We start from the raw sequence: 25,141 nt of genomic DNA on the forward strand, positions 1-25,141 counted from the left end.
TGGTCGGTTTCAGAAACCGATCGTCCACGAAGCCTCCCATGATCGCCATTGACAAGAACGTGCCGAGTCCGCAGCGATGCGCGCGCGATATCGTGAACGAGATCGCACAGGTGAGACAACAATGGCCGGGGGCTGCGGTCCTGATCCGACCAGGGAGGTAGTTTCAATGTTCGTGCGAAACAAGACACTGACGCTCGCCAGTGCGGCATTGGCCGCGGCTGCGCTCGCGTCCGGTGCGGCGCGGGCCGAGGACGTGTTCAAAATCGGCCTGATCGTGCCGATGACCGGCGGCCAGGCGTCGACCGGCAAGCAGATCGACAACGCGATCAAGCTTTACATGCAGCAGAACGGCGACACCGTCGCCGGCAAGAAGATCCAGGTCATCCTCAAGGACGACGCTGCGCTGCCCGACAATACCAAGCGGCTGGCGCAGGAGTTGATCGTCAACGACAAGGTCAACGTCATTGCCGGCTTCGGCGTGACCCCGGCGGCGTTCGCTGCCGCGCCGCTCGCCACCCAGGGCAAGATCCCGGAGGTCGTGATGGCCGCGGGGACTTCGATCATCACCGAAAAGTCGCCTTATATCGTTCGCACCAGCTTCACGCTGCCGCAGTCTTCCACCATCATCGGCGACTGGGCTGTGAAGAACGGCATCAAGAAGGTCGCGACCCTGACCTCGGACTACGCGCCGGGCAATGACGCGCTGGCCTCGTTCAAGGAGCGTTTCACCGCCGGTGGCGGCGAGATCGTCGAGGAAGTCAAGGTTCCGCTCCAGAACCCGGACTTTGCGCCGTTCCTGCAGCGCATGAAGGACGCCAAGCCGGATGCGATGTTCGTGTTCGTGCCGGCCGGGCAGGGCGGCAACTTCATGAAGCAATATGCCGAGCGCGGTCTCGACAAAAGCGGCATCAAGGTGATCGGGCCGGGCGACGTCACCGACGACGACCTGCTCAACGACATGGGCGACGCCGTGCTCGGCGCGGTCACCGCGCACATCTATTCGGCGGCGCATCCGTCGGCGAAGAACAAGGAGTTCGTCGCGGCCTATAAGAAGGCGTTCAACAGCCGCCCGGGCTTCATGGCGGTTGGCGGCTATGACGGCATTCACCTGATCTATGAGGCCCTGAAGAAGAGCGGCGGCAAGACCGATGGCGACTCCCTGCTCGCGGCGATGAAGGGCATGGCCTGGGAGAGCCCGCGCGGCCCGATCTCGATCGATCCGGAAACGCGGGACATCGTCCAGAACGTCTATATCCGCAAGGTCGAGAAGGTCGACGGCGAGCTCTATAATGTCGAGTTCCAGACCTTCGACGCCGTCAAGGATCCGGGCAAGGCGAAGAAGTGACGCCTGCGTGAGCGGCGTCGGGCGCACCACGGACGGTGCGCTCCCTCTCCCGCTTGCGGCGGAGGGCTGGGGTGGGGACGCCACACGGCGCGTTGTTCGTGAGGAGAGATTTCCCCCACCCGTATCGCATCTGTCGATGCGATCCGACCTCCCCCGCAAGCGGGGGAGGCGCAGACCGAGCAAGGCGTGACACGCGTGCCCTTCTGGCGAAGGGATGAGACCGGGGACCGGCGCACACTCAATGACCTCCATCCTCACCAATCTGTTCGACGGCGTCGCCTATGGCATGCTGCTGTTCGTGCTGGCCTGCGGGCTGGCCGTGACGCTCGGCCTGATGAACTTCGTCAATCTGGCGCATGGCGCCTTCGCCATGGCCGGCGGCTATGTCTGCGCCGTGCTGGTCAACCGGGTCGGCTGGCCGTTCTTCGCCGCGCTGCCGCTGGCTTTCGTCGCGAGCGCCATGATCGGGGCGCTGCTGGAGCGGACGCTCTATCAGCATCTCTATGCGCGCAGCCATCTCGACCAGGTCTTGTTCTCGATCGGGCTGGTGTTCATGACGGTCGCCTCGGTCGACTACATCATGGGCTCGTCGCGCATCTTCATCAAACTGCCCGAGGTTCTGCAGGGCCAGTTCGACATCTTCGGCGTCGGCATCGGCCGCTATCGGCTGATGATCATCGTGATCTGCGGCCTGCTCACGGTGGGGCTGCAGCTGGTGCTGTCCAAGACCCGGTTCGGCAGCCGGCTGCGCGCCGCGGTCGATGACCCGCGCGCCGCCAGCGGCCTCGGCATCAACGTGCCGCAGGTCTTTGCCTTCACCTTCGCGTTCGGCTGCGGGCTCGCCGGCCTCGGCGGCGCACTCAGCGCGGAAATCCTCGGCCTCGATCCATATTTCCCGCTGAAGTTCATGATCTACTTCCTGATCGTGGTCACTGTCGGCGGCTCGTCCTCGATCACCGGGCCGTTCCTGGCTTCGCTGCTGCTTGGCGTCGCCGACGTTGCCGGGAAATACTACGTGCCGAAGCTCGGCCCGTTCGTCATCTACACCATCATGATCGTGATCCTGATCTGGCGCCCGAACGGCTTGTTCGGTCGCACGGCGACGCGGTGAGGATCACATGACCACGAACGCACAAACCGAGGTCGGTTTTCACGCCAGGCAGCACGGCCGCTGGCACTGGAGCGAGTTCGCCTTCTGGATCGTCGTGCTGGCGGTCGGACTGGCATTCCCGTCGCGCTATCTGATCATGACCGAGATCCTGCGGTTGGCGCTGTTCGCGCTGTCGCTCGACCTGATCCTCGGCTATGCCGGCATTGTCTCGCTGGGCCACGCCGCCTTCTTCGGCGTCGGCGCCTATTGCGCCGGCCTGCTGTCGGTGCACGGCCTCATCAACGAGCCGGTACTGGCGTTGATCGTGGCCGGCTTGGCCGCCACGGTGCTCGGCTTCGCCACCAGCTTCCTTGTGATCCGCGGCGCCGACCTGACGCGGCTGATGGTCACGCTCGGCATCGCACTGCTCATGGAAGCGCTGGCGGAGCGCTTCTCCAACATCACCGGCGGCACCGACGGTCTGCAAGGGATCGACATCCAGCCGATCTTCGGCGTGTTCGCCTTCGACATGTTCGGCAAGACCGGCTTCTTCTATGCGCTCGCAGTGCTGTTCGTGCTGTTCTTGCTGGCGCGGATGATCGTGCATTCGCCGTTCGGCCTGTCGCTGCGCGCGATCAAGAACAATCCGTTGCGGGCGGCTGCGATCGGCATTCCCGTCAACAAGCGCCTGATCGCGATCTACACCGTCGCGGCGTTCTATGCCGGCATCGCCGGCGCGCTGTTCACCCAGACCACGGCGCTCGCCTCGCTCGACGTGTTCTCCTTTGAGCGGTCCGCCGATCTGGTGCTGATGCTGGTCATCGGCGGCTCCGGCTATCTCTATGGCGGGTTGATCGGCGCTGCCGTATTCCGGATGCTGCAGGAGCTGTTCCAGTGGATCACGCCGCAATACTGGATGTTCTGGATCGGCCTGGTGCTCGTCGTCATCGTGCTCGTCGGCCGCCATCGCATTCACGCTTATGCGCTATGGTTACCCAATCTCGTCCTCCGGCAGATCGCCGGCCGCAAGGCCGCGGTGGCTCTCACCGATAACGAGGCGCCATGACCTACGCCTTGGAAACGCGCGGCCTCGACAAGCATTTCGGCGGCCTCCACGTCACCCGCGATCTGTCGCTCAAGATTGCGCCCGGCGCGCGGCACGCGCTGATCGGCCCGAACGGCGCGGGCAAGACCACCGTGATCAATCAACTAACCGGCGTGCTGGAGCCAAGTGCAGGGCGTATCCTGCTGGAAGGGCAGGACATCACCGATCTGCCGGTGCACAAGCGGGTGCTGCGCGGCCTGTCGCGCACCTTCCAGATCAACCAGCTCTACCCGGACCTGACTCCGTTGGAGACGATCGGGCTCGCTGTTTCCGAGCGGCTTGGCGGCGGCGGCAATTGGTGGCGGCGCATGGGGACGCGCGACGACATCAATGCCGAGATCGCCGAGACCCTGGAGCGCTTCCGGCTGCTCGACGTGATGAACGATCGCACCTCGACCTTGCCCTATGGCAAGCAGCGCCTGCTGGAGATCGCGGTCGCGATCGCGGCCAAGCCGCGCGTGCTGCTGCTCGACGAGCCCGCTGCCGGCGTGCCCGAGGGCGAGCGCAAGGACATTCTCGCCGCCGTAGCCGCGCTGCCGCGTGACGTGACGGTGCTCTTGATCGAGCACGACATGGACCTCGTCTTCTCCTTTGCCGACCGCATCTCGGTTCTCGTCTCCGGTGCGCTGCTGGTCGAGGGCGCGCCCGATGAGGTCGCGCGCGACCCGCAGGTCAAGGCCGTCTATCTCGGCGAGGCCGCGTGATGACCGATCTGCTCGCCATCGAGAACCTGCGTGCCGGCTACGGCCAGGCGGTCGTGCTGCCGAACATGTCGCTGAAGCTCCCGGAAGGCCAGGTGCTGGCGCTGCTCGGCCGCAACGGCACCGGCAAGACCACGCTGATCAATTCCATCGTCGGCGTGACCCGGCGCTTTTCCGGCAAGATCGCGCTTGCCGGCACCGACATCTCCGGCCTGCGCGCCGACCAGCGCGCCCGCGCCGGCATCGGCTGGGTGCCGCAGGAGCGCAACATCTTCCGCTCGCTCACGGTGGAGGAGAACATGACTGCGGTGGCGCAGCCGGGACCATGGACGGTGGAGCGCGTCTACGAGATGTTTCCGCGTCTCAAGGAGCGCCGCAACAATTTCGGCAACCAGCTCTCCGGCGGCGAGCAGCAGATGCTGGCGATCGGCCGCGCGCTGACCTTGAACCCCAAGGTGCTGCTGTTGGACGAACCGACCGAGGGGCTGGCGCCGATCATTGTCGAGGAACTGCTGGCCGCGATCGGCACCATCAGCCGCGCCGGCGGGCTGTGCTCGATCATCGTCGAGCAGCATGCGCAGAAGCTGCTCACGCTGGCCGATCGCGTCGTGATCCTGGAGCGCGGCACCATCGTTCACGACGCGCCCTCCAGCGCGCTGAAGGCCGACCCCGCGCCGCTGGAGCGGCATCTGGGGGTTGCGAGCGCGGCGGCGCACTGACGCTCAGGCGCCTCGGGTGGTCCAGCGGCTACCGGGGCAGGGCTGTCGCAGGCGAGGGATATTCTGTATACCGATACGGAGTTCGGGATGATCGCCCGCTGTGCGCATCATCGGAACTTGGACCGCAGAATGAACAGCAGCAGCGGGATGCAAGCCGCTGTCCTGTGCGGACCGACCCCAGCGTGCACAATCCTGATCGGAACGGAATTGTATACTGGTCGGATACGCGGTAGGGCTGGCCGTGGCCTTGAGGACGCGCAGGCACCGGCCAGGGAGCAGCTCGTCTAGGTTAAACCGATCCAACAACCACATCCAAGACGTCGACACTTCCAAGGAGTGAAGAGATGCAACGCACCAAGCCCCCTTTCCGCGCCGATGAAGTCGGCAGCCTGCTGCGCCCGCAGAAGATCAAAGAGGCCCGCGCCAAGCTGGAGAAGGGCGAAATCTCGGCCGACGATCTCCGCAAGATCGAGGACATGGAGATCGAGAAGGTCGTGCACCGCCAGGCCTCGACCGGCCTGAAGCTTGCGACCGACGGCGAGTTCCGCCGCTCCTGGTGGCATTTCGACTTCCTGGCCAAGCTGACCGGCTGCGAGCTGTTTCATCCGGACACCGGCATCCAGTTCACCGGCGTGCAGACCCGCCACGACGCGGTGCGCGTGATCGGCAAGCTCGACTTCCCGGACGATCATCCAATGCTCGATCACTTCCGCTTCCTCAAGAAGCACGCCGACACGGCGCATGTGACGGCGAAGATGACCATCCCGTCGCCGGCGGTGCTGCATTTCCGTGGCGGCCGCAAATCGATCTCGAAGGACGTCTATCCCGATCTCGACGCCTTCTACGAGGATCTCGGCAAGACCTACCGCAAGGCCGTGAAGGCATTCTACGACGCCGGTTGCCGCTATCTGCAGTTCGACGACACCGTCTGGGCCTATCTGTGCTCGCAGGATGAGCTGAAGAAGGCACGGGAGCGCGGCGACAATCCGGATGGCCTGCAGCAGATCTATTCGCGCATCATCAACTATGCGATCGCCGAGCGGCCGGCCGACATGACGATCACCACCCATGTCTGCCGCGGCAATTTCCGCTCGACCTGGATCTCCTCGGGCGGCTACGAGCCGGTCGCCGAGACCATGCTCGCCAACACCAACTACGATGGCTACTTCCTGGAATATGACAGCGAGCGTGCCGGCGGTTTCGAGCCGCTGCGCTTCCTGCCGAAGGGCAACAAGGTCGTCGTCGTCGGCCTCGTCACCTCGAAGGTCGGCGAGCTCGAGAAGAAGGACGACATCAAGCGCCGCCTGGAAGAGGCGTCGAAGTTCGCCCCGCTCGACCAGCTCGCGCTGTCGCCGCAATGCGGCTTCGCCTCGACCGAGGAAGGCAATATCCTGAGCGAGGAAGAGCAGTGGGCCAAGCTGCGCCTCTGCGTCGAACTCGCCGAGGAGATCTGGGGTAAGTAAATCTCACGCCAGGTGAGGGATGATGAGGCCGGATCGGGCGCCGCCTGGTCCGGCCTTTTTTTGCGTCTGGATCGTGCCGCGTGGCTGCAGAAGCGCTTCCTGATCTTGCTTGAGCATGATCCTTTCGGGAAGCCGTTTGCCGCTAGTTCGCGCGCGTCCAGGTCGAGGACCGGCAGATCACGCCGCCGAAGGCGCAGCCCGCAGTCGTCAGCGTGCCGCCCGACAGCGTCATCTTGGCATCATAGGTCTTGCCGTCATCGGGATTGTTGTAGCTGCCCGCCCAGGCGTTGGGGCCGGTCGACTTCATGTCGGAGAACAGCCGCTGGCCGACCTTGGCCGGCGTGTCCGTGCCCTCCTTGATCCAGACCAGCGTGCCGCAGATGGCGCCGCCGCAGGGCGCGAACTTCACCTTCGAGGCGCCGCTCTCGCGCAGCCAGACGCCGGTGACGTCGTCGGCGTGTGCCGGGCCTGAGGCCAGCGCGAGCAAGACACCCGCGCCGAGACCTAGCCTAAGGATCAACCGACCGATCATGCGAGCCTCCCTGCAATGTCCGCGACGCCCACTTTGCCGGCGGATCATGTCGGCGGAGCGGCATGCCGACGTCGCTGGCGTCGTCTTCCATGTGGCGGTCAGGGATAACAGGATTCGGTCGTTCCGGGCGATGACGGCGCGGCGACCGGCTCTGCGCGCGGGTTTCGGTTCCGGAGCGCCCCGGGGGTCTCTCCGGTGTGTTGCGTCCGGAGAGGCCCGGGGGCAGGCCCTTCCCGTCGGTGGGCAGAAGGTGCTAGGACGTTGGGCGAACGGGCTCCGGCCCACCCACATTTCCCACCGTCTTGGCCGGATGAAGAACGACCAGCTGCTTGCTCAGATCACGGAGTTCTGCCGCCAATCGGACATGGCGGAATCGACGTTTGGCCGCCGCGCGGTCAACGACGGCAAACTCGTGCACCGGCTGCGCGAGGGCAAGCGCATCACCATCGATACGCTCGATCGCATCCAGGCCTATATTGCGGCCTCGACCGGTACCCTGCCGCCGCCGCGGCTCGACGTCGTTCCCGAAAAGCGCGATCCCAAGAGCAATTTCCGCTTCTTCGAAAACCGCCAGAAATATCTCCTGTTCGTGCACACCTGCAGCGAGAAGCGGGTGGTGGCCGAGCGCGTCGGCCTCGAGCTCGCCAGCATCCATCCCAGGCCGCCGGCGCTGCGGCTGTTCGACGCTGGCGTCGGCGACGGCACCGTGCTGTCGAAAGTGCTGCGCACCATGCACGGTCGTTTTCCACACATTCCGTTCTATGTCGCCGGCAAGGAGCTGAGCCTGGAGGATGTGCGGCTGACCCTGGAAAAGGTGCCGGACCGGCTGTTCGAGCATCCGGCCTCGGTGTTCGTGATCACCAACATGAACTATGCCGAGGCGCCCTGGCTGACGCCGGCCTCGCCATCGGTCGCCGCCTCGATGATCTGGCACGAGGTCGTGCTGCAGGGCGATTCGTCGGGGGATTTCGAGGCCCAGATCACCGCGTTGAAGCCGTTCCTGGAGCAGAATTGGCGCGCCAATGTCTCGCCGCGGACCGGCATGCCGGTCTATGAGCGCCCGGTGGCGCTGGTGCTCTACCGCGAGGACCACCGCTTCCTGCTCGACGGCATCATCCCGCGCGCCGGCCGGGTCGAGGCCAATTTCGACCTGATCATCGCGTCACAGCCCTACCGCGCCCGTTCGTCGGTCAATTTCCGCGCCAAGCGCATTATCGCGCCGCTGGCACGGGCTCTGAAGCCGGGCGGCCGGCTGATCGGAATCCACTCCCACGGCCATGATCCGGGGTTGGATATCATCCAGGCGGTCTGGCCCGGAGAAAATCCTTTCTCGGTCAGCCGTCATGAGCTATTGCGCGCCGTGAAATACGAGCTGGGCTCCAGTGGGCGAGACCTAAATTTTAACGCCTATGCGGACAATCGCTCGATTTTCAGGTATGAGATGGAGGCTCTGCCCAACGAGGTCACCGGTGCGATCGGAACCTCGACGGCCTTTGCAGCCTGGAACGCGGCGGTGTATGTCGCGCAGATCGAGGAAGACCGCCTGACCGAGGTGGCCCACTCGTCTCGTGCGCTCGACGCCGCCAGAGAGGTTCTGCGAAAGCACAACGGGCTGTGGTTCTACGACGAATCCTACGTCATCTCGCGGCGTCGCGACTGACATCCTTGGGATCGCTCGAAGTCACTTGGGATCAATACAACGACCGCCGTGGGCGGCGAAGAAGGGGTTGCTTGATGCGCGCGTCATATCTGTTCACCTCGGAGTCGGTGTCCGAGGGCCATCCGGACAAGGTCTGCGACCGGATTTCCGACGAGATCGTCGACCTGTTCTACCGCGAAGGGCCGAAGGCCGGCATCGACCCCTGGCAGATCCGCGCCGCCTGCGAGACGCTCGCCACCACCAACAAGGTCGTGATCGCCGGCGAGACCCGCGGCCCGGCCTCGGTGACCAACGAGCATATCGAGCACGTCGTCCGCGAGGCCATCAAGGACATCGGCTACGAGCAGGAAGGCTTCCACTGGAAGACCTGCGACATCGAGATCCTGCTGCATCCGCAGTCGGCCGACATCGCGCAGGGCGTCGACGCGCTGCAGCCGGGTGAAGTGAAGGAAGAGGGCGCCGGCGACCAGGGCATCATGTTCGGTTACGCCTGCAACGAGACGCCTGATCTGATGCCGGCGCCGATCTTCTACGCCCACAAGATCCTGCGCCTGATCGCCGAAGCTCGCCACTCGGGCGTCGAGAAGGTGCTGGGCCCGGATTCCAAGAGCCAGGTCACCGTGCGCTACGAGAATGGCAAGCCGGTCGGCGTGCGCGAGATCGTCGTCTCGCATCAGCACCTGGTCGAGGACATGACCTCGGCGCAGGTCCGCGAGCGGGTCGAGCCCTATGTGCGCGAAGCGCTGCCGAAAGACTGGATCACCAAGGACACGATCTGGCACATCAACCCGACCGGCAAGTTCTTCATCGGCGGCCCCGACGGCGACACCGGCCTGACCGGCCGCAAGATCATCGTCGACACCTATGGTGGCGCGGCCCCGCATGGCGGCGGCGCGTTCTCGGGCAAGGACCCGACCAAGGTCGACCGCTCGGCCGCTTATGCCGCGCGCTACCTCGCCAAGAACATCGTCGCCGCCGGCCTCGCCGACCGCTGCACCCTGCAGCTCGCTTACGCCATCGGCGTGGCGCGGCCGCTGTCGATCTATATCGACACCCACGGCACCGGGAAGGTCTCGGAGGACAAGCTCGAGAAGGCGGCGGCCGAGGTGATGAACCTCACCCCGCGCGGCATCCGCTCGCATCTCGACCTCAACCGTCCGATCTACGCGCGCACCGCGGCCTACGGCCATTTCGGCCGCACGCCCGACAATGAAGGCGGCTTCTCCTGGGAGAAGACCGACCTCGCCGAAGCGTTCAAGCGCGCGGTGTAAGCACTGCAGGCGCCGCGTCGCGCCTGGATGTTTGAGGCGTTATGGCCGGGCTTGTCCCGGCCATCCACGTCTTGAGCTGAGGTGACGGATACGACTGACGACGTGGATGCCCGGCACAAGGCCGGGCATGACGAACAATTGCTGTTCGATTTGCTCAATGTCGCGTTCGCGCGAAGACAGAGGATGATCTCATGACCGCCAAGCCAGGTTTCAACGACTACATCGTCAAGGACATTTCGCTCGCCGAGTTCGGCCGCAAGGAGATCTCGCTCGCCGAGACCGAGATGCCCGGCCTGATGGCAACGCGCGAGGAGTATGGCCCGAAGCAGCCGCTGAAGGGCGCGCGCATCGCGGGCTCGCTGCACATGACCATCCAGACCGCCGTGCTGATCGAGACGCTCGCAGCCCTTGGCGCCGACATCCGCTGGGTGTCCTGCAACATCTACTCGACCCAGGACCATGCTGCCGCGGCGATCGCCGCCGCCGGCATTCCGGTGTTCGCCGTCAAGGGCGAGACCCTGGCCGATTATTGGGACTACACCGCCAAGCTGTTCGACTGGCATGGCGCAAAACCCGGTGAAGCCTTGCATCCCAACATGATCCTCGATGACGGCGGCGATGCCACCATGTACGTCCATCTCGGCCTGCGCGCCGAGAACGGCGACACGGCATTCCTCGACAAGCCCGCCTCCGAGGAAGAGGAAGTGTTCTTCGCGCTGCTGAAGAAGCAGCTCAAGGAGAAGCCGAAGGGCTATTTCGCGGCGATCGCAGCCTCGATCAAGGGAGTGTCCGAAGAGACCACCACCGGCGTGCACCGTCTCTACGACATGCAGAAGGCCGGCACCCTGCTGTGGCCCGCGATCAACGTGAACGACAGCGTCACCAAATCGAAGTTCGACAACCTCTATGGCTGCCGCGAGTCGCTGGTCGACGGTATCCGTCGCGGCACCGACGTGATGATGTCGGGCAAGGTCGCGATGGTCGCCGGCTTCGGCGACGTCGGCAAGGGCTCGGCCGCCTCGCTGCGCCAGGCCGGCTGCCGCGTCATGGTCTCCGAGATCGATCCGATCTGCGCGCTGCAGGCGGCGATGGAGGGCTATGAGGTGGTGACGATGGAGGACGCCGCGCCGCGCGCCGACATCTTCGTGACCGCCACCGGCAACAAGGACATCATCACCATCGAGCACATGCGCGCGATGAAGGATCGCGCCATTGTCTGCAACATCGGCCATTTCGACAACGAGATCCAGGTCGCCTCGCTCAAGAACCTGAAGTGGACCAACATCAAGCCGCAGGTCGACGAGATCACCTTCCCCGACGGCAAGCGCATGATCCTGTTGTCGGAAGGCCGCCTCGTGAATCTCGGCAATGCGATGGGCCACCCGTCCTTCGTGATGTCGGCGTCCTTCACCAACCAGACCTTGGCGCAGATCGAGCTCTACGCCAACAACAAGGACGGCAAGTACAAGAAGGAAGTCTACGTGCTGCCGAAGTCGCTCGACGAGAAGGTCGCGCGGCTGCACCTCGCCAAGATCGGCGTCAAGCTCACCGAGTTGCGCCCCGACCAGGCCGCCTATATCGGCGTCAAGCAGGAAGGCCCGTTCAAGTCGGACCACTACCGCTACTGAGATCCGGCACCACGCGCGGCGGAGACGACGAAGGCCGGGGCATTGCCCCGGCCTTCATTATTTGTTTGCGTCACTGACGCTCCGACAATGAGGCGCCGTCATTGCGAGCCACCGGGTCCGCGCGGACGCGCGGCCCGATGACAGGCTCCGCGAAGCAATCCAGAGTGGTGGGCGGGACTCTGGATTGCTTCGTCGCTTCGCTCCTCGCAATGACGGAGATTGTGGCGCGCTCTACGACATCACACGGGCGTCGCCACCCGCGGTGATGAAACGATCACCCCGTCCGACGCGACGCCAGCGCCGAGGCGCGCACGGCCTTGTTGCGCTTGGCGGCGTGATGCTCCGGCCGCGCGGCGATCCGCTTGTGCTTCTTGGTCTCCGCCGCCGCCACCTTTACGGCCGGCGCGCGGTGCTTGGCATATTCCTGGCCGTCGACAGGCCCGACATGCGGCGGGTCGCGGTCGAGATAGGGGCGGCCGACGCCGAAGCTCTTGCCGTTGGCATCGACCCATTTCCACAGCTGTTCCGTCGCCACCCAGCGCTGTGCGCGCGTTGCGCCATTGACGCTCACGATGTCGGCTGCGAGCCCATGGCCATAGCCGCCGCGCAGGCTACCGCCGTGATAGGAGCGGTTGGTGGCGGCTTTCAGCCCGCTGGCGATCTCCTGGCGGTAATCGTCGCGGAACGCGCTGGTGATGCCCGGTGCCAGCCCCGCAGCCTCGGCGGCATGCAAGGTATGAAACAGCTTCAGCTTGAAGCCGCGGTCCATGCCGCCGATCACGTAGTCCTTCATGCTGAGCCCGATGCGGTCGGCGGCTTTCGGATCCTTCCAGGTGAAATCATTGTCGACCAGCCTGGTGAAGCTGCGCGTCACCTTGACCATGCGGCCCTTGCGCTTGACCGTGACGACGCGCCGCTCGGTCTCCTTGATCTTGTCGAGCTTGGGCGCGCGCTCATACAGCGCCCACAAATAGCGATCGATACAGGCGTCGATGTCGAGGCATTCGTCGAGGATCTCGATGCGGTCGGCGCTGGCCACGGTGGGCTTCGGCGCATCATCAGCCGCCTTTGGCAGGGCCGCCAGCTCGTCGGCAGGCAGATTGGCCGAGGGCGTGATGGAGGCCGTCGTGAGCGCGGCGTCTGCGGCCGGCGGCTGCGCCGAGCTTGCCACCGGCTCGGTGACGACGGGCGGCGTCGCTGCCTCGATCTCGGCGGCCCCAGCGGGCCACGCCGCGATGGAAGCCGCAAGGACAACGGACCGATACAACGCACGCGTGACAACCGACGGCGAGCTCATCATCCGGTCTCCTAAAATCCAGGCCCCTGCGAACAGGCGCGGTCAGGCATCCGATACCTGCGATTGTTCGGCGCTTGGCGGCGGGGCGCAATAACGCAGCGCGTGTCGTTAGCAGCTTTTGCGGGAACTGTGGCTTGTGTGCAACGATGCGGAGTTCCGCGCACGGCGCCTCGAACAGCCGTTCGGCAGCGCGCTGCCGTCGTCGCGACATCGCGCCACTCGGTTGCCGCCGCCGCGAGCGCGGCGTAGTCTGCGCGGACTTGGTCGTGGAGCTGATGCCATGAGCACCATCGAGATCGTCGTCGGTCGCACCAGGTTGATCCGGGACTACGCGCGCGACGATTCGATCTGGTCGCTGCCCGAGGAGAAGCGCGAGCGGCAGGCGCTGGCGGACGCGCAGCGCAATCTCGCCATCGGCGCCGACCGTCTGGCGCAAACGCCCTACGCCGTGCGCGGCTGAGCCTCAGCGCTCGGGGGACGGAGGTGCTGCGCGAGCGCTCCGCCGCAGCAGCTTGCGTCCCGTGAGCATCGCGCGCGCGAGATTCTCACGCTGCAGCCGGCTGACCAGCACGACGCCGGCGACGTGCAGCACCACCAGCGGGATCAGCAGATATGACGTCACCTCGTGGGTGTCCTCGACCCACCAGATGCCGAAGAAGCGCACGGTGACCTGCATCGCGCCTGATACGGCCGAGACGATGAGGAGCAGCAGCAGCGCAAGCTGCATGGCCGTGCCGGCCGGGTTGAGGCCGAGATAGCGGCCGGTCCTGCCGCGCCGCAGATTCCACAGATAGGCCGGCGTGGCGCGCAGCCGGGCACGGAGGCTGCGAAAGCGTGAATGGCGCGTGCCGATCAGGCCCCAGATCAGGCGGAAGGCGAGCAGCCCGAGGATCGCATAGCCGGCCAGCCGATGCAGCTCGTCATGGACGTTCGGCGTCACCCAGGCGACGAGCACCAGTACGGCCAGCAGCCAATGCCACAGGCGCAACGGAAGATCCCAGACCAGCACGGTCTCGGCCGGGTCCGGGTCTTTCACGCTGGATCTCGGAGCTGTGCCGTGCATGGCCGTTGCATCACGGCGTGCAGCGGTGCTGCACGCCGTCTGCCGAGGATCTGGACGCTTACTTGGCGATGGTGTGCTTCAGGCTGAGATCCTCCGGGCTGTAGAACAGCTCGTACAGCTTGCCTTCCTTGACGCCGTAGACCTCGTAGCAGCTGCCCTCAATCTTGGAGCGGCGCACTTCATAGCCAAGCGCCTTCGCCTTGGCCTCCGCCTCGGCGGCCGGCTTCCATGATGCCTTGTCGAGCTTGGTGCAGTCCTTGTAGCCGTCGGCCAGGGCCGGCGAGAAGGCGAATCCGGCGAGTGCGGCGCCGAGCACGGCGGCGGTGGTCAGTCTCATCAATCCCTCCAATGAGCAAATTCAAACACGATGCATCGTGGGATCAGTGGAGACGGCAACCGGCCGAATGTGTCAACGGAGCGGCCGCTGGAATCACTCTTAGAGCTTTTCCAAGTTTATGAGGGCTGCGATTTCAGCCGAGAATCGCGGACGGGGTGGTGTGCGACGTTACGTCTCGCTCGCGCCGCTCATCGTGACAATGTGTTCGTCTGGTGTCCGCTCTCACCCTGTCCCGCGCGGTGGGACAGGGTGGTGGTGCGAATGCCGGCGTCAGAATTCCAGGTTCGCACCCAGATAGAACGAGCGTCCGGGACCGGGAACGGCGGTGCCCCACATCGTCGAGGTGCCCGATACGCCGCCGCCCGCCGCGGCGACGGTCCCGGCCTCCTTGTTGAACGACATCGAGGCGCCCTCGCCGAGGTAGGCGCCACCGAGCGGCAGGTAGTAGAGCTTGTTGAACAGGTTCTCGACGCCGAAGCTGATGCGCAGCTTCTGCCAGGTGTAGTTGCTGCGCAGGTTGACCAGGCTGTAGCCCGGGGTCTTGAGCTCGTTGCGCGCGATGGAGACGTCGGACTTGCGGCCTACCATCACCAGCTCGAGGCCGCTGTCCCAGCCGTCGAGCCGGTGCGTGAGCGTCAGCTTGCCGTTGATCGGCATGATGTTGTAGAGGCCGCTTCCAGTGTCGAGATTCCGGCCGTTAGTGTAGCTCAGGACTCCCTTCAGGCCGAAATCGCCGATCGGCGTCCTGCCCAGCGGCACCCTGCCGGACAGATCGAAGCCGTACAGCCGTGCCTGCTGGTTCATGTACTTCATGATCACGAACTGGTTGGCCACCGCAGGAACCGCGGCGGTGTTGGTGGCTGCCTTCCACTGCACAGCATCGATGTAGTCGCGCACATGGGTATAATAAGGTGTGAGCCGTATCTCGGCCTCATGGTCGGCGCTGTGCCAGGCGCCGGTGAAGCTCACGGTATGGGCGATCTCGGGTCTCAGATTGGGGTTTCCGAGATAGCCGTTGTCGTCGCCGACGAAGTTGTTCATCTCCAGCGCCATGGTGTTGCGCGACCAGGAATAGCGTTCGTACAGATTTGGCGACCGGGTCTTCTGCATCGCGCCGAACTCGAAGGTGAGATGGGCGCTCGGCGTGTTCCGGAACAGCGCCGTCAGATCGACATTGTTGTCTTTTCGTGAGCGATCCATCGCGTTGAATGTGGCGCGGGAGCCGACCGAGCTCGTCTCATACATGCCGGACATGAACCCCGATGTCAGCGGCGTGGTGCTGGTGTTGTAGCCGACGACCGGTCCGGTGTCGGCCTCGACGCGCTCGAACCGCACCCCCAGCAGCGACAGCCAGGACGGGCTCCACTTCGCTTCCCACTCGCTGAACACACCGGCCCGGTCGCGCTTGCCGCCGTTGATGTTCCAGAACGTCAGCGGCGCCATGCCGCCGATGCAGTTGCCGACGCCGCAATCGGGGGCCGGCGGCCACCAGTCGTCGAGACGATAGGTCTGCAGGTCGACGCCGACGCGGACCACGTCGCGGGGTGACAACGTGATGTCGGCCTTGGAAGTCAAGCCGTTGGTCTTGGTGCGTGTATACATCGGCATGCCATTGACCGGATAGCGAGCACCCGTCGTGTTCGGCGGGCTCAGCGTGCCATACGAGAACAGCCGATCGTCGCCGAAGTTCATGTAGTGATCGACGGACTGGTGATAGAGGCGGGTGTCCAGATCGCCCCAGTCGAACCGGCCGAGATGGTGCAGGTTGAGGCTGTAGGCATCGTTGCCCAGCATGTCCATGCGCTGGTTCGGGTAGAGCTGATAGGGGACCTCCTGCACACCCGCCTTCAGCTCGATAAGCTGGCCGTCCTTGCTCCAGGCGATGCCCATCATGTGGTTCCTGGTCTCGTAGGCGGATGACCCGACCTGGTCGAGGGGAAGCACCGGCGTGATGGAGCTCCTCAGGGTGAAGTTCTTGAAGTTGCCGCCGGCCGTATAGTTGTCTGCCTTGACGGCAGCGCCGCTGTAGCTGACGCTGTAGTTTTCGGTGGCCATGGTGGCCGACAGGTTCACGCCGCGCACGTTGCCGTTGCTGCGGTAGAACGTGCCGATGCTACCTTTGGTCAGCAGGCTCTGCCCCGGCGCCGCGAACAGGGCCGCCGGCGAGGTGACGGTGACGGTGCCGCCGATCGAGTCGCCGCCGACGCTCACGGGAGTGATGCCCGCCCAGACCTTGGCTGCGGCGACCTGGGCCGGATCGATGTAGGACAGCGCCGGGTTCATGTGATTGGGACATGAGGCGATGGTGTCCATCCCGTCGACCTTGATGCGCAGGCGGTCGTCGGCCAGGCCATGGATCGCCGGCAGGCTCGAGACCCCGCCGGCCGAATAGAGGCTGACGCCGGGCAGATCGGCGAATAACGCAGCGGTGTCGTTCGTGGCGGTGCGCTTCGCCAAGATGTCACCCGGCGCAACCGATGTGGCGCCGGGAGGCGCGGCGACGCTGTCGGGTGAGGCCGCCTGCGGCGGTGGAGCAACTGCCGCATTGGTCGTCGCCCCACGTACGCCCCTGCGGCGGACTGCCGTTCGGGCGGCCTGGCGGGGCTTCGGGACAGTGACCGTCACCTGCGGCAGCGTGGCGGCAGAGCGAGCTTGCGATGAGTCCTGCGCGAGCGCGGGACTCGAAAGGGCGAATGCCAGCAGCGCGGGCGATGTCAGCACGGTGGTTGAGCGGAGCAACCGCCGCCGGATGGAAGTCGAACAATGGTCCATGATCGGATCTCGGAGTCGAAATGGGAGAGGCGCCTGGCGGCGAGCGCGCCGTGGCCTTGTGAACATGTCGCGACGAGGCGGCTGCGGCGGCCGCTGGACGGCAGCACACAACGCGTGCGGACGAGACCGGCCGCATCGTGACGGGATGAAATGTCTGCAGTGATCGTCCTAGACGGCCGCCGGTGGTCCGCGAGCGACCGGCATTTCGAGCGCAGGCCGGGGTGCCGCAACGAGGTCGATCCGCCCGATCAGGATCGCCACGACCACCGGCATCGGCCGCGCCACGGCGGGTACGTGCGGGACGGTGACGCCGCGCCCGAGCGCGCAGAACGGACAGCTCGCGCATTGTTTGGCCGCCGTGCCGATGTCGTCCAGCGACGGACCGTCGGCGGAGCTCTGACAGATGGCGGCGGTGTCGGGAGTCGCAGCCGCAGTGCTCATCGCGGAGAACGCCAGCGCGGACTGGAAGATCAGGGCCCATGCCGCGAACCAGACGAGAGCGCTGCCGAGCCGCGACAGCGCAGCGCGCCACCACGCTGAGTGCATGCGCGCCTCACGTCGTCCTGATACGATGCCTTTTCGTTGACGCCGCTGATGAGCCACCGGCTAACGCTCCCGTCCCTTGGAATGACCTACAGGAGCGGATATCGCATTGGCAATGGAGTATGTACGGCATCGTCCACTCCTGTCACGGTGGATCAATTCGGCCACAGGGAAGTGACTTCAACCCAGTCGTGAGCTGCAGTGAGCGAAATGCTGGCGCCCGTGTCCTGCGAGTCAAACTCAATCGCGATGTGGTATCGGGCGACGGATGAGGCCGAGTCTGGACGCCGTCGCTAATAACTGTCAAATACATCCTCATGACCTTCCGCATTCACGTCGCAGGCGCCGCCATTTGCGGCCGAATTATCGACCCGGCCTGATCCGTCGGGCCGGGCGCGGTTGCCTGTGACATTCCCTGTGAACACATCGATGGTGCCCGCGGCGGTGCCTGCGCGAGGTCTTTTCCGTGTCTCCAAGTTTATCCACGCTGCAACTCGTGTGCGGCAAGATTGCTGCCGGCAAATCGACGCTCACGGCAGAGCTCGGCCGTCGTCCGGCCACCGTCGTGGTGGCCGAGGACGATTGGTTGGCACAGCTCTATCCGGGTGAGCAGACCAGCCTCGCCGACTATGTGCGCAATTCGTCACGGCTGCGTACGGCGATGGGTCCGCATGTGGTGGCGCTGCTGCGCGCGGGCATCTCGGTGGTCCTCGACTTTCCCGCCAATACGCGGGCGAGCCGCGCCTGGATGCGCGGCCTGTTCGAGGCGGCCGGCGTGCCGCACCAGCTGCATCACCTCGACGTGCCCGACGAGATCTGCAAGGCGCGGCTGCGCGCGCGCAACGACGCGGGCCGGCATGCGTTCACGGTGACCGACGAGGAGTTCGATCTGTTCACGTCCTACTTCGTGGCGCCCACGCCCGAGGAAGGATTCGATGTCGTCGTCCATCGGCTGGAAAGCTGAGGCTGGGGCCGTAACCGGACGAGCGCAGCGAGATCCGGGTGATCGAGACCCTGCGTGAGGTCCCGCATGTCGCTGCGCTCATGCGGGCTACGATCCTTGACCAGACATACGCAGCATCCCTCAATCGCGCAACTTGCTCGCCCCAATCGTTGCAGCGCCGCACCTCACCGGCAGGCCGCCGCCGTGAACCAGGCCATGCCGAATGCGCCATCCCGTAGCCGTAGGCACAGGCTGTCGCCGGACTGCAGCTGATCGTACAGCGCCTGCGGCACATGGGCCTCCGAGGGCCTGGCGAACGGCCCCCAGGCCTCCAGCGTCACCTGATGGGTCGCAAGACGGCTGTGGCCGAGATGCTTGGCCAGCACGCGGCTGCGCAGCAGCGCCGGCGCCGAGCGGTCGAGCGCGGTGTTGAACTGGCCGAGCGCGCCGAACGCATAGGCGCCGACGAACAGCGCCGCGAGCAGCAGCCGCCAGCCGCGCCGGCGCAGCTGGGTTTCGAACCGCGCGGCGACAATGAGAAAGATGATCGCGACCGCGATCGCGAAGGCCGTGAGCGGCAGCCAGCTGACGAGGTTGATGTCCGACAGCGTGCGTGCGGCGAGCGTGCCGGCGGCCACGATGCAGCCGGTGCCGAGATTGGCCGCCGCGTAGCCCGCGCCGAGACCGATGCGGAACCGGCCGGGAAAGCGCAGCGTGAGGATCAGCGCCAGCAGCGGAATGACGGTCACGACCGCGATCAGCTGCCCGGCCGGAAAGCTGGGGAAGAGCGACCAGCCCGTGAGCCCGATCGCGGCGAGGGTGAACCCCAGGGCGATGCGCTGCGCCTGTGCGCTCCCGCGGTCCCGGCTGACGTCGTTGCCGGGCGTTTCGTGCTGCGGGGCGGGGTCGTTCATCACGAGGTCCGTTTGAGGATGGTCCTGTTGATAGAGCAGGAGGGTTGATCGAATGCGAACGCGCGCACGATTTGACAGGGACAGGCAGGGTTGCGACTGTCCGCCACCGGCGCAAGACGCTGGACCAGGGAACGCCAGGACCGCCTCATGTCAACAGAGCATGTCGACGTGCTGATCGTCGGCGCCGGACTGTCCGGCATCGCCGCTGCCTATCATCTGCAGCACAAATGTCCGGGCAAGCGCTTCGCCATCCTGGAAGGCCGCGGTGCGATCGGCGGCACCTGGGACCTGTTCCGCTATCCCGGCATCCGCTCCGACAGCGACATGTACACGCTGGGCTATTCGTTCAAGCCGTGGACGGATCCGAAGGCGATCGCCGACGGGACGCAGATCCTGAACTATGTCAGGGACACCGCGACCGAGAACGGCATCGATCGCCACATCCGCTTTCATCATCGCGTGCGCCGCACCGCGTGGTCGAGCGCGGACGCGCGCTGGACGGTGGAGGCCGAGCGCCGGACGGAGGAGGGGATGAAGGAGACGGTGCTGATCACCTGCGGCTTCCTGTTCATGTGCTCCGGCTATTACCGCTACGAGGCGGGCTATCTGCCGGACTTCAAGGGCATGGCCGATTTCAAGGGCCGCATCGTGCATCCGCAGGCCTGGCCCGAGGATCTCGATTATGCCGGCAAGCGCGTCGTCGTGATCGGCTCCGGCGCCACGGCCGTGACCCTGGTGCCGGCGATGGCCAGGACCGCGGCGCATGTGACGATGCTGCAGCGCTCGCCGACCTATGTGGTGTCGCGCCCGGCGCAGGACGCGCTCGCCAACAAATTGCGCCGGCATCTGCCGGCCAGCCTGGCCTATCACCTGATCCGCTGGCGCAACGTGCTGTTCGGGATGTATTTCTTCCAGCTCAGCCGGCGCAAGCCGCAGCGTGTCAAGCAGCTGATCCTGGGCGGCGTGCGCGCCGAGCTCGGCCCCGACTACGACGTCGCCACCCATTTCACGCCAAGCTACAATCCGTGGGACCAGCGGCTCTGTCTGGTGCCGGACGGCGACCTGTTCAAGACCATCCGCGAGCAGCGCGCGTCGGTGGTGACGGCCGGGATCGAGAGCTTCACCGCGCGCGGCCTGCGCCTGTCGGATGGCCGCGAGCTCGAGGCCGACGTGATCGTGACCGCGACCGGTCTGGTGCTGCAGGTGCTCGGCGGGATCGAGGTGATGGTCGACGGCCGCAAGGTCGATTTCGCCAAGACGCTCAACTACAAGGGCATGATGTACTCCGACGTGCCGAATCTCGCGGCCACGCTCGGCTACACCAACGCGTCCTGGACGCTGAAATGCGACCTGACCTGCGAATATGTCTGCCGTCTGCTCAATTACATGGACCGGCACGGCTATCGCCAATGCGTGCCGCATAATGACGACGCCTCGGTCACGCCGCTGCCGTCGCTGAGCTTCAGCTCCGGCTATGTGCAGCGCGCGGTCGCCGACCTGCCGAAACAAGGCTCGAAGCGGCCGTGGCGGCTGTACCAGAACTACGCGCTCGACATCGTCTCGCTGCGCTTCGGCAAGGTCGACGACGGGGTGATGCGCTATTCGTGAGGGCAGGGGGCAGGAGTACTGATGTCGAATCTGTGTCTCTCGGCTCCCTGACCTCTCCACCCTCATCCTGAGGAGCCCACCGGAAGGCGGACGTCTCGAAGGACGAGGCCCGTCTCACCTCGGCCTCATGGTTCGAGACGCGCCCACCCCGATGATGCTTGTTTGAGGGCGGACCTCTCCACATCGTCATGGCCGGGCTTGTCCCGGCCATCCACGTCGTCGGGCTTGGAAGAACGTGGATGCCCGGGACAGGCCCGGGCATGACGAATAACTGATAGGCAATTCTTGGAGCGACTTGGCAAGCGGCCGCAGCTCACCGAGAGCAGAGATCTTCGTCAGCGCTCCGGCATCCCCTCGCGCAGCGGCGCGCGGCTGAGTTCGTTGGCGGCGGCGATCGCCTTCTGCATCAGGCGGACCAGCTCGCGCGCCTCCGCATCGCTGAGGCCGCGCACCATCAGCCGCTGCGCCGCCTCGACCGCCGGCGTGATCGCTTCCAGCGTCCGCCGCCCGTCGTCGGTGATCAAGAGCTCGCGCGAGCGGCGGTCGCGCGCGCTCGCCTGGCGGACGACCAGGCCCTTCTGCGCCAGCCGATCGATCACCCCGGTGATCGTGGTGCGGTCATAGGCGATCAGGCCGGCCAACGTGATCTGGTCGATCGACGGGTTGGCGGCGATCGCCGCCAGGGCTGCGTATTGCACCGGCGTCAGGTCGAAGCCGGCCGCCTCGACCTCCGCCAGGAACACCGCCACCGCGATCTGCTGAAACCGGCGCGCCAGATGGCCCGGCATGTCCTTCATCTCGCTCAATCCGATCCTCCCGCCGCTAATTTGACAAGTATACTGATAATCAGTATACTGATCAATAATGAATGCAAGGGAGGGTGATCAGATGCAGTTTCATCTCAATGGCTTCCAGCCGGGCGATCCCGAGATCTTCGATGCGGCCGAGCGCGTCGCCAGCCAGGGCGCGACCGGCGCTTTGCCGGGGGAGGTCGACGTCCTGATCGTCGGCTGCGGTCCCGCCGGTCTCAATCTCGCCGCCCAGCTCTCCGCCTTCCCGGACATCAAGACCTGCATCGTCGAGCAGAAGCCAAGCCGGCTGCTGCTGGGCCAGGCCGACGGCATCGCCTGCCGGACGATGGAGATGTTCCAGGCCTATGGCTTCGCCGACCGCGTGCTGAAGGAAGCCTGCTGGATCAACGAGACCACGTTCTGGAAGCCGGACGATGCCAACAGCGCGCACATCGCCCGCAGCGGCCGCGTGCAGGACGTCGAGGACGGCCTGTCCGAAATGCCGCACGTCGTGCTCAACCAGGCCCGCGTGCACGACTTCTTCCTCGATGTCATGCGCCGTTCGGCGGCGAAGCTCGAGCCGCATTATGCGCGGCGGCTGCGTGATCTCGTGATCGATCCGGCCAAGGGCGCGGGCGATCACGGCGTCACCGTCAGCTTCGACCGCATCGATCCGGAGCATGAGGGCGAGGTCGAGACCGTGCGTGCGCGCTACGTCGTCGGCTGCGACGGCGCCCGCAGCACGGTGCGCAGGGCGATTGGCCGTGAGCTGCACGGCGATTCCGCCAATCATGCCTGGGGCGTGATGGACGTGCTCGCCGTCACCGACTTTCCCGACATCCGCTTCAAGTCGCTCATTCAGTCCGCCCATGACGGCAGCCTGCTGGTGATCCCGCGCGAGGGCGGCTATCTCGTCAGGCTCTATGTCGAGCTTGCCAAGCTCGAGGTCGGCGAGCGCGTCGCGGGACGCAACATCACGGTCGAGGAGGTAATCGCCAAGGCGCAACGCATTCTCGCGCCCTATACGTTGCAGGTGAAGGAGGTCGCGTGGTGGTCGGTCTATGAGATCGGCCAGCGCATCACCGACAAGTTCGACGACGTGCCGGCGGCCGAGGTCGCGACGCGGTTGCCGCGCGTGTTCATCGCCGGCGATGCCTGCCACACCCACAGCCCCAAGGCCGGGCAGGGCATGAACGTGTCGATGCAGGACACGTTCAATCTCGGCTGGAAGCTCGCAGCCGTGCTGGGCCAACGCTGCGCGCCCGAGCTCCTGCACAGCTACTCGGCCGAGCGCCAGGCGATCGCGCAGGAGCTGATCGATTTCGATCGCGAATGGGCCGCGATCCTGGCGTCGGCCGCCAAGCAGGGCGGTGCCGACGCCGCCAAGACGCAGGATTATTTCGTTCGTCACGGCCGCTACACCGCGGGAACCGCGACGCATTATCGTCCGTCCGTCCTCACCGGCGACGCCACGTTCCAGCAGCTCGCCACCGGCTTCGTCATCGGCAAGCGCTTCCATTCGGCTCCGGTGATCCGGCTGGGCGATGCCAAGCCGCTGCAGCTCGGGCATGTCGTGCAGGCGGACGGCCGCTTCCGCCTGTTCGCCTTCGCGGGTGCCGACAATCCGACGGCGCCGAACGCGGCCATCCGCCGTCTGTGCCAATTTCTGAGCGACGATCCGGAATCGCCATTGCGGCGCTACACGCCTGATGGCGCCGACATCGATTCCGTCATCGATCTGCGTGCGGTGTTCCAGCAGGGACATCGCGATCTAGCCATCGAGGCGATGCCGGAGCTGCTGCTGCCGCGAAAAGGGCGTCACGGCCTCATTGACTACGAAAAGATGTTCTGCCCCGATCTCAAGGGCGGCCATGACATCTTCGCGATGCGCGGCATCGACCGTGCCGCGGGGTGCCTGGTGATCGTGCGTCCGGATCAATACGTCGCCGACGTGCTGCCGCTCGACGATGTACGACGGCTGGCCGCGTATTTTGCCGGCTTCATGCGGCCGATGCGTTGAGGCGCGCGCGGAGACGGTAAATGAATTGCAAATCGCTCCGCCGGATTCCCGGGCCTCACGCTAGCCAGTTCCAAATCTTTGCCCGTTAGAAACGATGTCTCCGGATGGACGACTGAGTGGGTGAGACCTCGAGATGTTAATGTTGGCGAACCGTCGCAAGAGCGAACGTCGGCTGTGCCGGAGGCTTGCGAAGATCTATTGGGGCACCGGCACCTTGCCGCGGGACTGCACGATCACCGATATTTCGGACGGCGGCGTCAAGGTGGTCGCGGAATTCGTCGAGATTCCTCCCGAATTCACGATCATTTTTGCACCGGATCACCAGCGCAAGTGCAGGTTGCGGTGGCGGATCGGCTGTGAGTTCGGCGCCGAATTCATCGATTGAGGCGCCAACGACGGGCCGCTTAACGGGACCTTAGGGTTAAACTGCCAGCCTGCACCGCATCTGGTCCCGAAGTAGTTCAGTTGCATGCGTGCGCGGCCCTCTCGTTGTTCTCCTGTGTTGCGGCCGGCGGCGTTCGCGCTGTCCTTTGCCGTCGTGCTGCTCGCCCTCGGCGCCTGCCAGACCACCGATCTGCAAGAGGTCACGGGGGCGCTCGGCGGCGGCGCGGACAAGACGCGCGCGCCGGGCGGCGATCCGCGCGCCGAGCTCGACCAGCTGCGCGAGCGCTTTCGTGCCACCCCGAACGATCCCGATGTGGCGCTGCGCTACGGCACCGCGCTGCGCGGCACCGGCCAGCGGTCGCAGGCGGTCGCCGTTCTGGAGCAGGCGACGATCGCCAATCCCAGCAACAAGGCGCTGCTGGCGGCGTATGGCCGCGCGCTGGCCGACAACGGCAATTTCCAGCAGGCGTTCGACGTGCTGAGCCGGGCGCATTCGCCCGAGGACCCCGACTGGCGCATCCTGTCGGCGCAGGGCGCCACGCTCGACCAGCTCGGCCGCCATGACGAGGCCCGGCAGTATTACGCGACGGCGCTGAAGATCGCGCCCGACGATCCCTCGGTGCTGTCCAATCTCGGTCTGTCCTACGCGCTTTCGAACGAACTGCCCAAGGCCGAGGAGCAGCTGCGCAGGGCCACTGCGAATCCGGATGCGAGCCCGCGGGTCAGGACCAATCTCGCCGTCATCGTTGGCCTGCAGGGCCGCATGGGCGAGGCCGAGAGCATCGCGCGGTCGGGCCTGCCGCCGGAGCAGGCCAACGCCAATGTCGCTTATGTGAAGCGCATTCTCGAGCGCCGGCAGGTGGCCCAGCGCGAGCTGGCGACGCGGCGCGATCGCCCCGCCGCGGGCCAGACCGACAAGGCACTGGCGCGCGCGCTCAGCCGCGCCGACGACTGA

The 25,141-nt window shown here is 65.5% G+C and carries 23 protein-coding genes; 15 read left to right on the forward strand and 8 right to left on the reverse strand.

The features are described 5' to 3' along the window. Positions 1-166: 166 nt before the first annotated feature. The 6 genes from ACVIJ6_RS22280 to ACVIJ6_RS22305 all read left to right on the forward strand — a co-directional run bounded on the left by ACVIJ6_RS22280 (position 167) and on the right by ACVIJ6_RS22305 (position 6,423). Positions 167-1,345 carry an ABC transporter substrate-binding protein gene (locus ACVIJ6_RS22280; protein WP_456774447.1) on the forward strand — a complete coding sequence of 393 codons (1,179 nt, stop codon included), beginning with the start codon at positions 167-169 and terminating at the stop codon, positions 1,343-1,345. Between the two features lie 241 nt (positions 1,346-1,586). Beyond that, entirely contained in the window at positions 1,587-2,456 is an 870-nt protein-coding gene (locus tag ACVIJ6_RS22285) for a branched-chain amino acid ABC transporter permease (RefSeq protein WP_456774448.1), read from the forward strand. A 7-nt stretch (positions 2,457-2,463) separates the two neighbouring features. Then, positions 2,464-3,501: a branched-chain amino acid ABC transporter permease gene (locus ACVIJ6_RS22290; protein ID WP_012045617.1), complete on the forward strand. Its 1,038-nt coding sequence runs from the start codon at positions 2,464-2,466 to the stop codon at positions 3,499-3,501. Further along, entirely contained in the window at positions 3,498-4,244 is a 747-nt protein-coding gene (locus ACVIJ6_RS22295) for an ABC transporter ATP-binding protein (RefSeq protein WP_012045616.1), read from the forward strand. The genes ACVIJ6_RS22290 and ACVIJ6_RS22295 overlap by 4 nt, the downstream gene beginning before the upstream one ends. Then, positions 4,244-4,960, forward strand: coding sequence for an ABC transporter ATP-binding protein (locus tag ACVIJ6_RS22300; protein ID WP_456774449.1), 717 nt, complete (start codon positions 4,244-4,246; stop codon positions 4,958-4,960). Before ACVIJ6_RS22295 ends, ACVIJ6_RS22300 begins: the two co-directional genes overlap by 1 nt. Positions 4,961-5,304: 344 nt before the next feature. Then, positions 5,305-6,423 (forward strand): cobalamin-independent methionine synthase II family protein, encoded by a 1,119-nt coding sequence (locus ACVIJ6_RS22305; RefSeq protein WP_456774450.1) that lies wholly within the window; start codon positions 5,305-5,307, stop codon positions 6,421-6,423. Between the two features lie 142 nt (positions 6,424-6,565). Here ACVIJ6_RS22305 and ACVIJ6_RS22310 read toward each other — a convergent pair whose 3' ends face one another. Then, positions 6,566-6,955: a DUF2147 domain-containing protein gene (locus tag ACVIJ6_RS22310; RefSeq protein WP_456774451.1), complete on the reverse strand. Its 390-nt coding sequence runs from the start codon at positions 6,953-6,955 to the stop codon at positions 6,566-6,568. A 310-nt stretch (positions 6,956-7,265) separates the two neighbouring features. Here ACVIJ6_RS22310 and ACVIJ6_RS22315 point away from each other — a divergent pair, with 310 nt between their 5' ends. From ACVIJ6_RS22315 to ahcY, 3 genes are all read left to right on the forward strand, one after another. After that, complete coding sequence (locus ACVIJ6_RS22315; RefSeq protein WP_012045612.1) at positions 7,266-8,615, forward strand: hypothetical protein; 1,350 nt, start codon at positions 7,266-7,268, stop codon at positions 8,613-8,615. Positions 8,616-8,689: 74 nt separating this feature from the next. Further along, on the forward strand, positions 8,690-9,886 hold the full coding sequence (gene metK, locus ACVIJ6_RS22320) for a methionine adenosyltransferase (RefSeq protein WP_456774452.1): 1,197 nt from the start codon (positions 8,690-8,692) through the stop codon (positions 9,884-9,886). A 191-nt stretch (positions 9,887-10,077) separates the two neighbouring features. After that, positions 10,078-11,514: an adenosylhomocysteinase gene (gene ahcY, locus ACVIJ6_RS22325; RefSeq protein WP_456774453.1), complete on the forward strand. Its 1,437-nt coding sequence runs from the start codon at positions 10,078-10,080 to the stop codon at positions 11,512-11,514. 274 nt (positions 11,515-11,788) lie between these two features. Here ahcY and ACVIJ6_RS22330 read toward each other — a convergent pair whose 3' ends face one another. Then, positions 11,789-12,814, reverse strand: coding sequence for a hypothetical protein (locus ACVIJ6_RS22330; protein ID WP_456774454.1), 1,026 nt, complete (start codon positions 12,812-12,814; stop codon positions 11,789-11,791). Positions 12,815-13,091: 277 nt separating this feature from the next. Here ACVIJ6_RS22330 and ACVIJ6_RS22335 point away from each other — a divergent pair, with 277 nt between their 5' ends. After that, positions 13,092-13,271, forward strand: a complete 180-nt coding sequence (locus ACVIJ6_RS22335) for a hypothetical protein (protein WP_456774455.1) — start codon at positions 13,092-13,094, stop codon at positions 13,269-13,271. Positions 13,272-13,274: 3 nt separating this feature from the next. Here the strand turns inward: ACVIJ6_RS22335 and ACVIJ6_RS22340 are convergent, their stop codons facing one another. The 4 genes from ACVIJ6_RS22340 to ACVIJ6_RS22355 form a co-directional block, all read right to left on the reverse strand. Then, positions 13,275-13,874, reverse strand: a complete 600-nt coding sequence (locus ACVIJ6_RS22340) for a cytochrome b/b6 domain-containing protein (RefSeq protein ID WP_456774456.1) — start codon at positions 13,872-13,874, stop codon at positions 13,275-13,277. 58 nt (positions 13,875-13,932) lie between these two features. Next, complete coding sequence (locus ACVIJ6_RS22345) at positions 13,933-14,211, reverse strand: PepSY domain-containing protein (protein ID WP_456774457.1); 279 nt, start codon at positions 14,209-14,211, stop codon at positions 13,933-13,935. A gap of 270 nt (positions 14,212-14,481) precedes the next feature. Then, positions 14,482-17,049, reverse strand: a complete 2,568-nt coding sequence (locus ACVIJ6_RS22350; protein WP_456774458.1) for a TonB-dependent receptor — start codon at positions 17,047-17,049, stop codon at positions 14,482-14,484. 102 nt (positions 17,050-17,151) lie between these two features. Beyond that, positions 17,152-17,529 carry a hypothetical protein gene (locus ACVIJ6_RS22355; RefSeq protein ID WP_456774459.1) on the reverse strand — a complete coding sequence of 126 codons (378 nt, stop codon included), beginning with the start codon at positions 17,527-17,529 and terminating at the stop codon, positions 17,152-17,154. A 463-nt stretch (positions 17,530-17,992) separates the two neighbouring features. On the opposite strand from ACVIJ6_RS22355, the gene ACVIJ6_RS22360 reads away from it, so the two are divergent. Continuing rightward, a complete protein-coding gene (locus tag ACVIJ6_RS22360) occupies positions 17,993-18,490 on the forward strand; it encodes an AAA family ATPase (RefSeq protein WP_456774460.1) in 498 nt (165 codons plus the stop codon). A 164-nt stretch (positions 18,491-18,654) separates the two neighbouring features. Here the strand turns inward: ACVIJ6_RS22360 and ACVIJ6_RS22365 are convergent, their stop codons facing one another. After that, on the reverse strand, positions 18,655-19,383 hold the full coding sequence (locus ACVIJ6_RS22365) for a hypothetical protein (RefSeq protein WP_456774461.1): 729 nt from the start codon (positions 19,381-19,383) through the stop codon (positions 18,655-18,657). Positions 19,384-19,479: 96 nt separating this feature from the next. On the opposite strand from ACVIJ6_RS22365, the gene ACVIJ6_RS22370 reads away from it, so the two are divergent. Continuing rightward, positions 19,480-20,991 (forward strand): flavin-containing monooxygenase, encoded by a 1,512-nt coding sequence (locus ACVIJ6_RS22370; RefSeq protein ID WP_456777056.1) that lies wholly within the window; start codon positions 19,480-19,482, stop codon positions 20,989-20,991. A 335-nt stretch (positions 20,992-21,326) separates the two neighbouring features. On the opposite strand, the gene ACVIJ6_RS22375 is transcribed toward ACVIJ6_RS22370, so the two are convergent. Continuing rightward, a complete protein-coding gene (locus ACVIJ6_RS22375) occupies positions 21,327-21,779 on the reverse strand; it encodes a MarR family winged helix-turn-helix transcriptional regulator (RefSeq protein WP_456777057.1) in 453 nt (150 codons plus the stop codon). A 100-nt stretch (positions 21,780-21,879) separates the two neighbouring features. Between ACVIJ6_RS22375 and ACVIJ6_RS22380 the strand changes: the two genes are divergently transcribed. From ACVIJ6_RS22380 to ACVIJ6_RS22390, 3 genes are all read left to right on the forward strand, one after another. After that, on the forward strand, positions 21,880-23,802 hold the full coding sequence (locus tag ACVIJ6_RS22380) for an FAD-binding monooxygenase (protein ID WP_456774462.1): 1,923 nt from the start codon (positions 21,880-21,882) through the stop codon (positions 23,800-23,802). Positions 23,803-23,941: 139 nt separating this feature from the next. Then, positions 23,942-24,187: a PilZ domain-containing protein gene (locus tag ACVIJ6_RS22385; RefSeq protein WP_041751628.1), complete on the forward strand. Its 246-nt coding sequence runs from the start codon at positions 23,942-23,944 to the stop codon at positions 24,185-24,187. Between the two features lie 84 nt (positions 24,188-24,271). Next, a complete protein-coding gene (locus tag ACVIJ6_RS22390; RefSeq protein ID WP_456774463.1) occupies positions 24,272-25,141 on the forward strand; it encodes a tetratricopeptide repeat protein in 870 nt (289 codons plus the stop codon).

The sequence above is a fragment of the Bradyrhizobium sp. USDA 4369 genome, assembly GCF_054056435.1.

Bases quoted from the DNA above. Each gene is read 5' to 3' on its own strand.
- ACVIJ6_RS22285 (WP_456774448.1), top strand. From the start codon at position 1,587: ATGACCTCCATCCTCACCAATCTGTTCGACGGCGTCGCCTATGGCATG.
- ACVIJ6_RS22390 (WP_456774463.1), top strand. From the start codon at position 24,272: ATGCGTGCGCGGCCCTCTCGTTGTTCTCCTGTGTTGCGGCCGGCGGCG.
- ACVIJ6_RS22350 (WP_456774458.1), bottom strand. From the start codon at position 17,049: ATGTTCACAAGGCCACGGCGCGCTCGCCGCCAGGCGCCTCTCCCATTT.
- metK (WP_456774452.1), top strand. From the start codon at position 8,690: ATGCGCGCGTCATATCTGTTCACCTCGGAGTCGGTGTCCGAGGGCCAT.
- ACVIJ6_RS22280 (WP_456774447.1), top strand. From the start codon at position 167: ATGTTCGTGCGAAACAAGACACTGACGCTCGCCAGTGCGGCATTGGCC.
- ACVIJ6_RS22340 (WP_456774456.1), bottom strand. From the start codon at position 13,874: ATGCACGGCACAGCTCCGAGATCCAGCGTGAAAGACCCGGACCCGGCC.
- ACVIJ6_RS22355 (WP_456774459.1), bottom strand. From the start codon at position 17,529: ATGCACTCAGCGTGGTGGCGCGCTGCGCTGTCGCGGCTCGGCAGCGCT.
- ACVIJ6_RS22315 (WP_012045612.1), top strand. From the start codon at position 7,266: ATGAAGAACGACCAGCTGCTTGCTCAGATCACGGAGTTCTGCCGCCAA.
- ACVIJ6_RS22330 (WP_456774454.1), bottom strand. From the start codon at position 12,814: ATGATGAGCTCGCCGTCGGTTGTCACGCGTGCGTTGTATCGGTCCGTT.
- ACVIJ6_RS22300 (WP_456774449.1), top strand. From the start codon at position 4,244: ATGACCGATCTGCTCGCCATCGAGAACCTGCGTGCCGGCTACGGCCAG.
- ACVIJ6_RS22385 (WP_041751628.1), top strand. From the start codon at position 23,942: ATGTTGGCGAACCGTCGCAAGAGCGAACGTCGGCTGTGCCGGAGGCTT.
- ACVIJ6_RS22345 (WP_456774457.1), bottom strand. From the start codon at position 14,211: ATGAGACTGACCACCGCCGCCGTGCTCGGCGCCGCACTCGCCGGATTC.
- ACVIJ6_RS22365 (WP_456774461.1), bottom strand. From the start codon at position 19,383: ATGAACGACCCCGCCCCGCAGCACGAAACGCCCGGCAACGACGTCAGC.
- ACVIJ6_RS22335 (WP_456774455.1), top strand. From the start codon at position 13,092: ATGAGCACCATCGAGATCGTCGTCGGTCGCACCAGGTTGATCCGGGAC.
- ACVIJ6_RS22310 (WP_456774451.1), bottom strand. From the start codon at position 6,955: ATGATCGGTCGGTTGATCCTTAGGCTAGGTCTCGGCGCGGGTGTCTTG.
- ACVIJ6_RS22290 (WP_012045617.1), top strand. From the start codon at position 2,464: ATGACCACGAACGCACAAACCGAGGTCGGTTTTCACGCCAGGCAGCAC.
- ACVIJ6_RS22295 (WP_012045616.1), top strand. From the start codon at position 3,498: ATGACCTACGCCTTGGAAACGCGCGGCCTCGACAAGCATTTCGGCGGC.
- ahcY (WP_456774453.1), top strand. From the start codon at position 10,078: ATGACCGCCAAGCCAGGTTTCAACGACTACATCGTCAAGGACATTTCG.
- ACVIJ6_RS22380 (WP_456774462.1), top strand. From the start codon at position 21,880: ATGCAGTTTCATCTCAATGGCTTCCAGCCGGGCGATCCCGAGATCTTC.
- ACVIJ6_RS22375 (WP_456777057.1), bottom strand. From the start codon at position 21,779: ATGCCGGGCCATCTGGCGCGCCGGTTTCAGCAGATCGCGGTGGCGGTG.
- ACVIJ6_RS22305 (WP_456774450.1), top strand. From the start codon at position 5,305: ATGCAACGCACCAAGCCCCCTTTCCGCGCCGATGAAGTCGGCAGCCTG.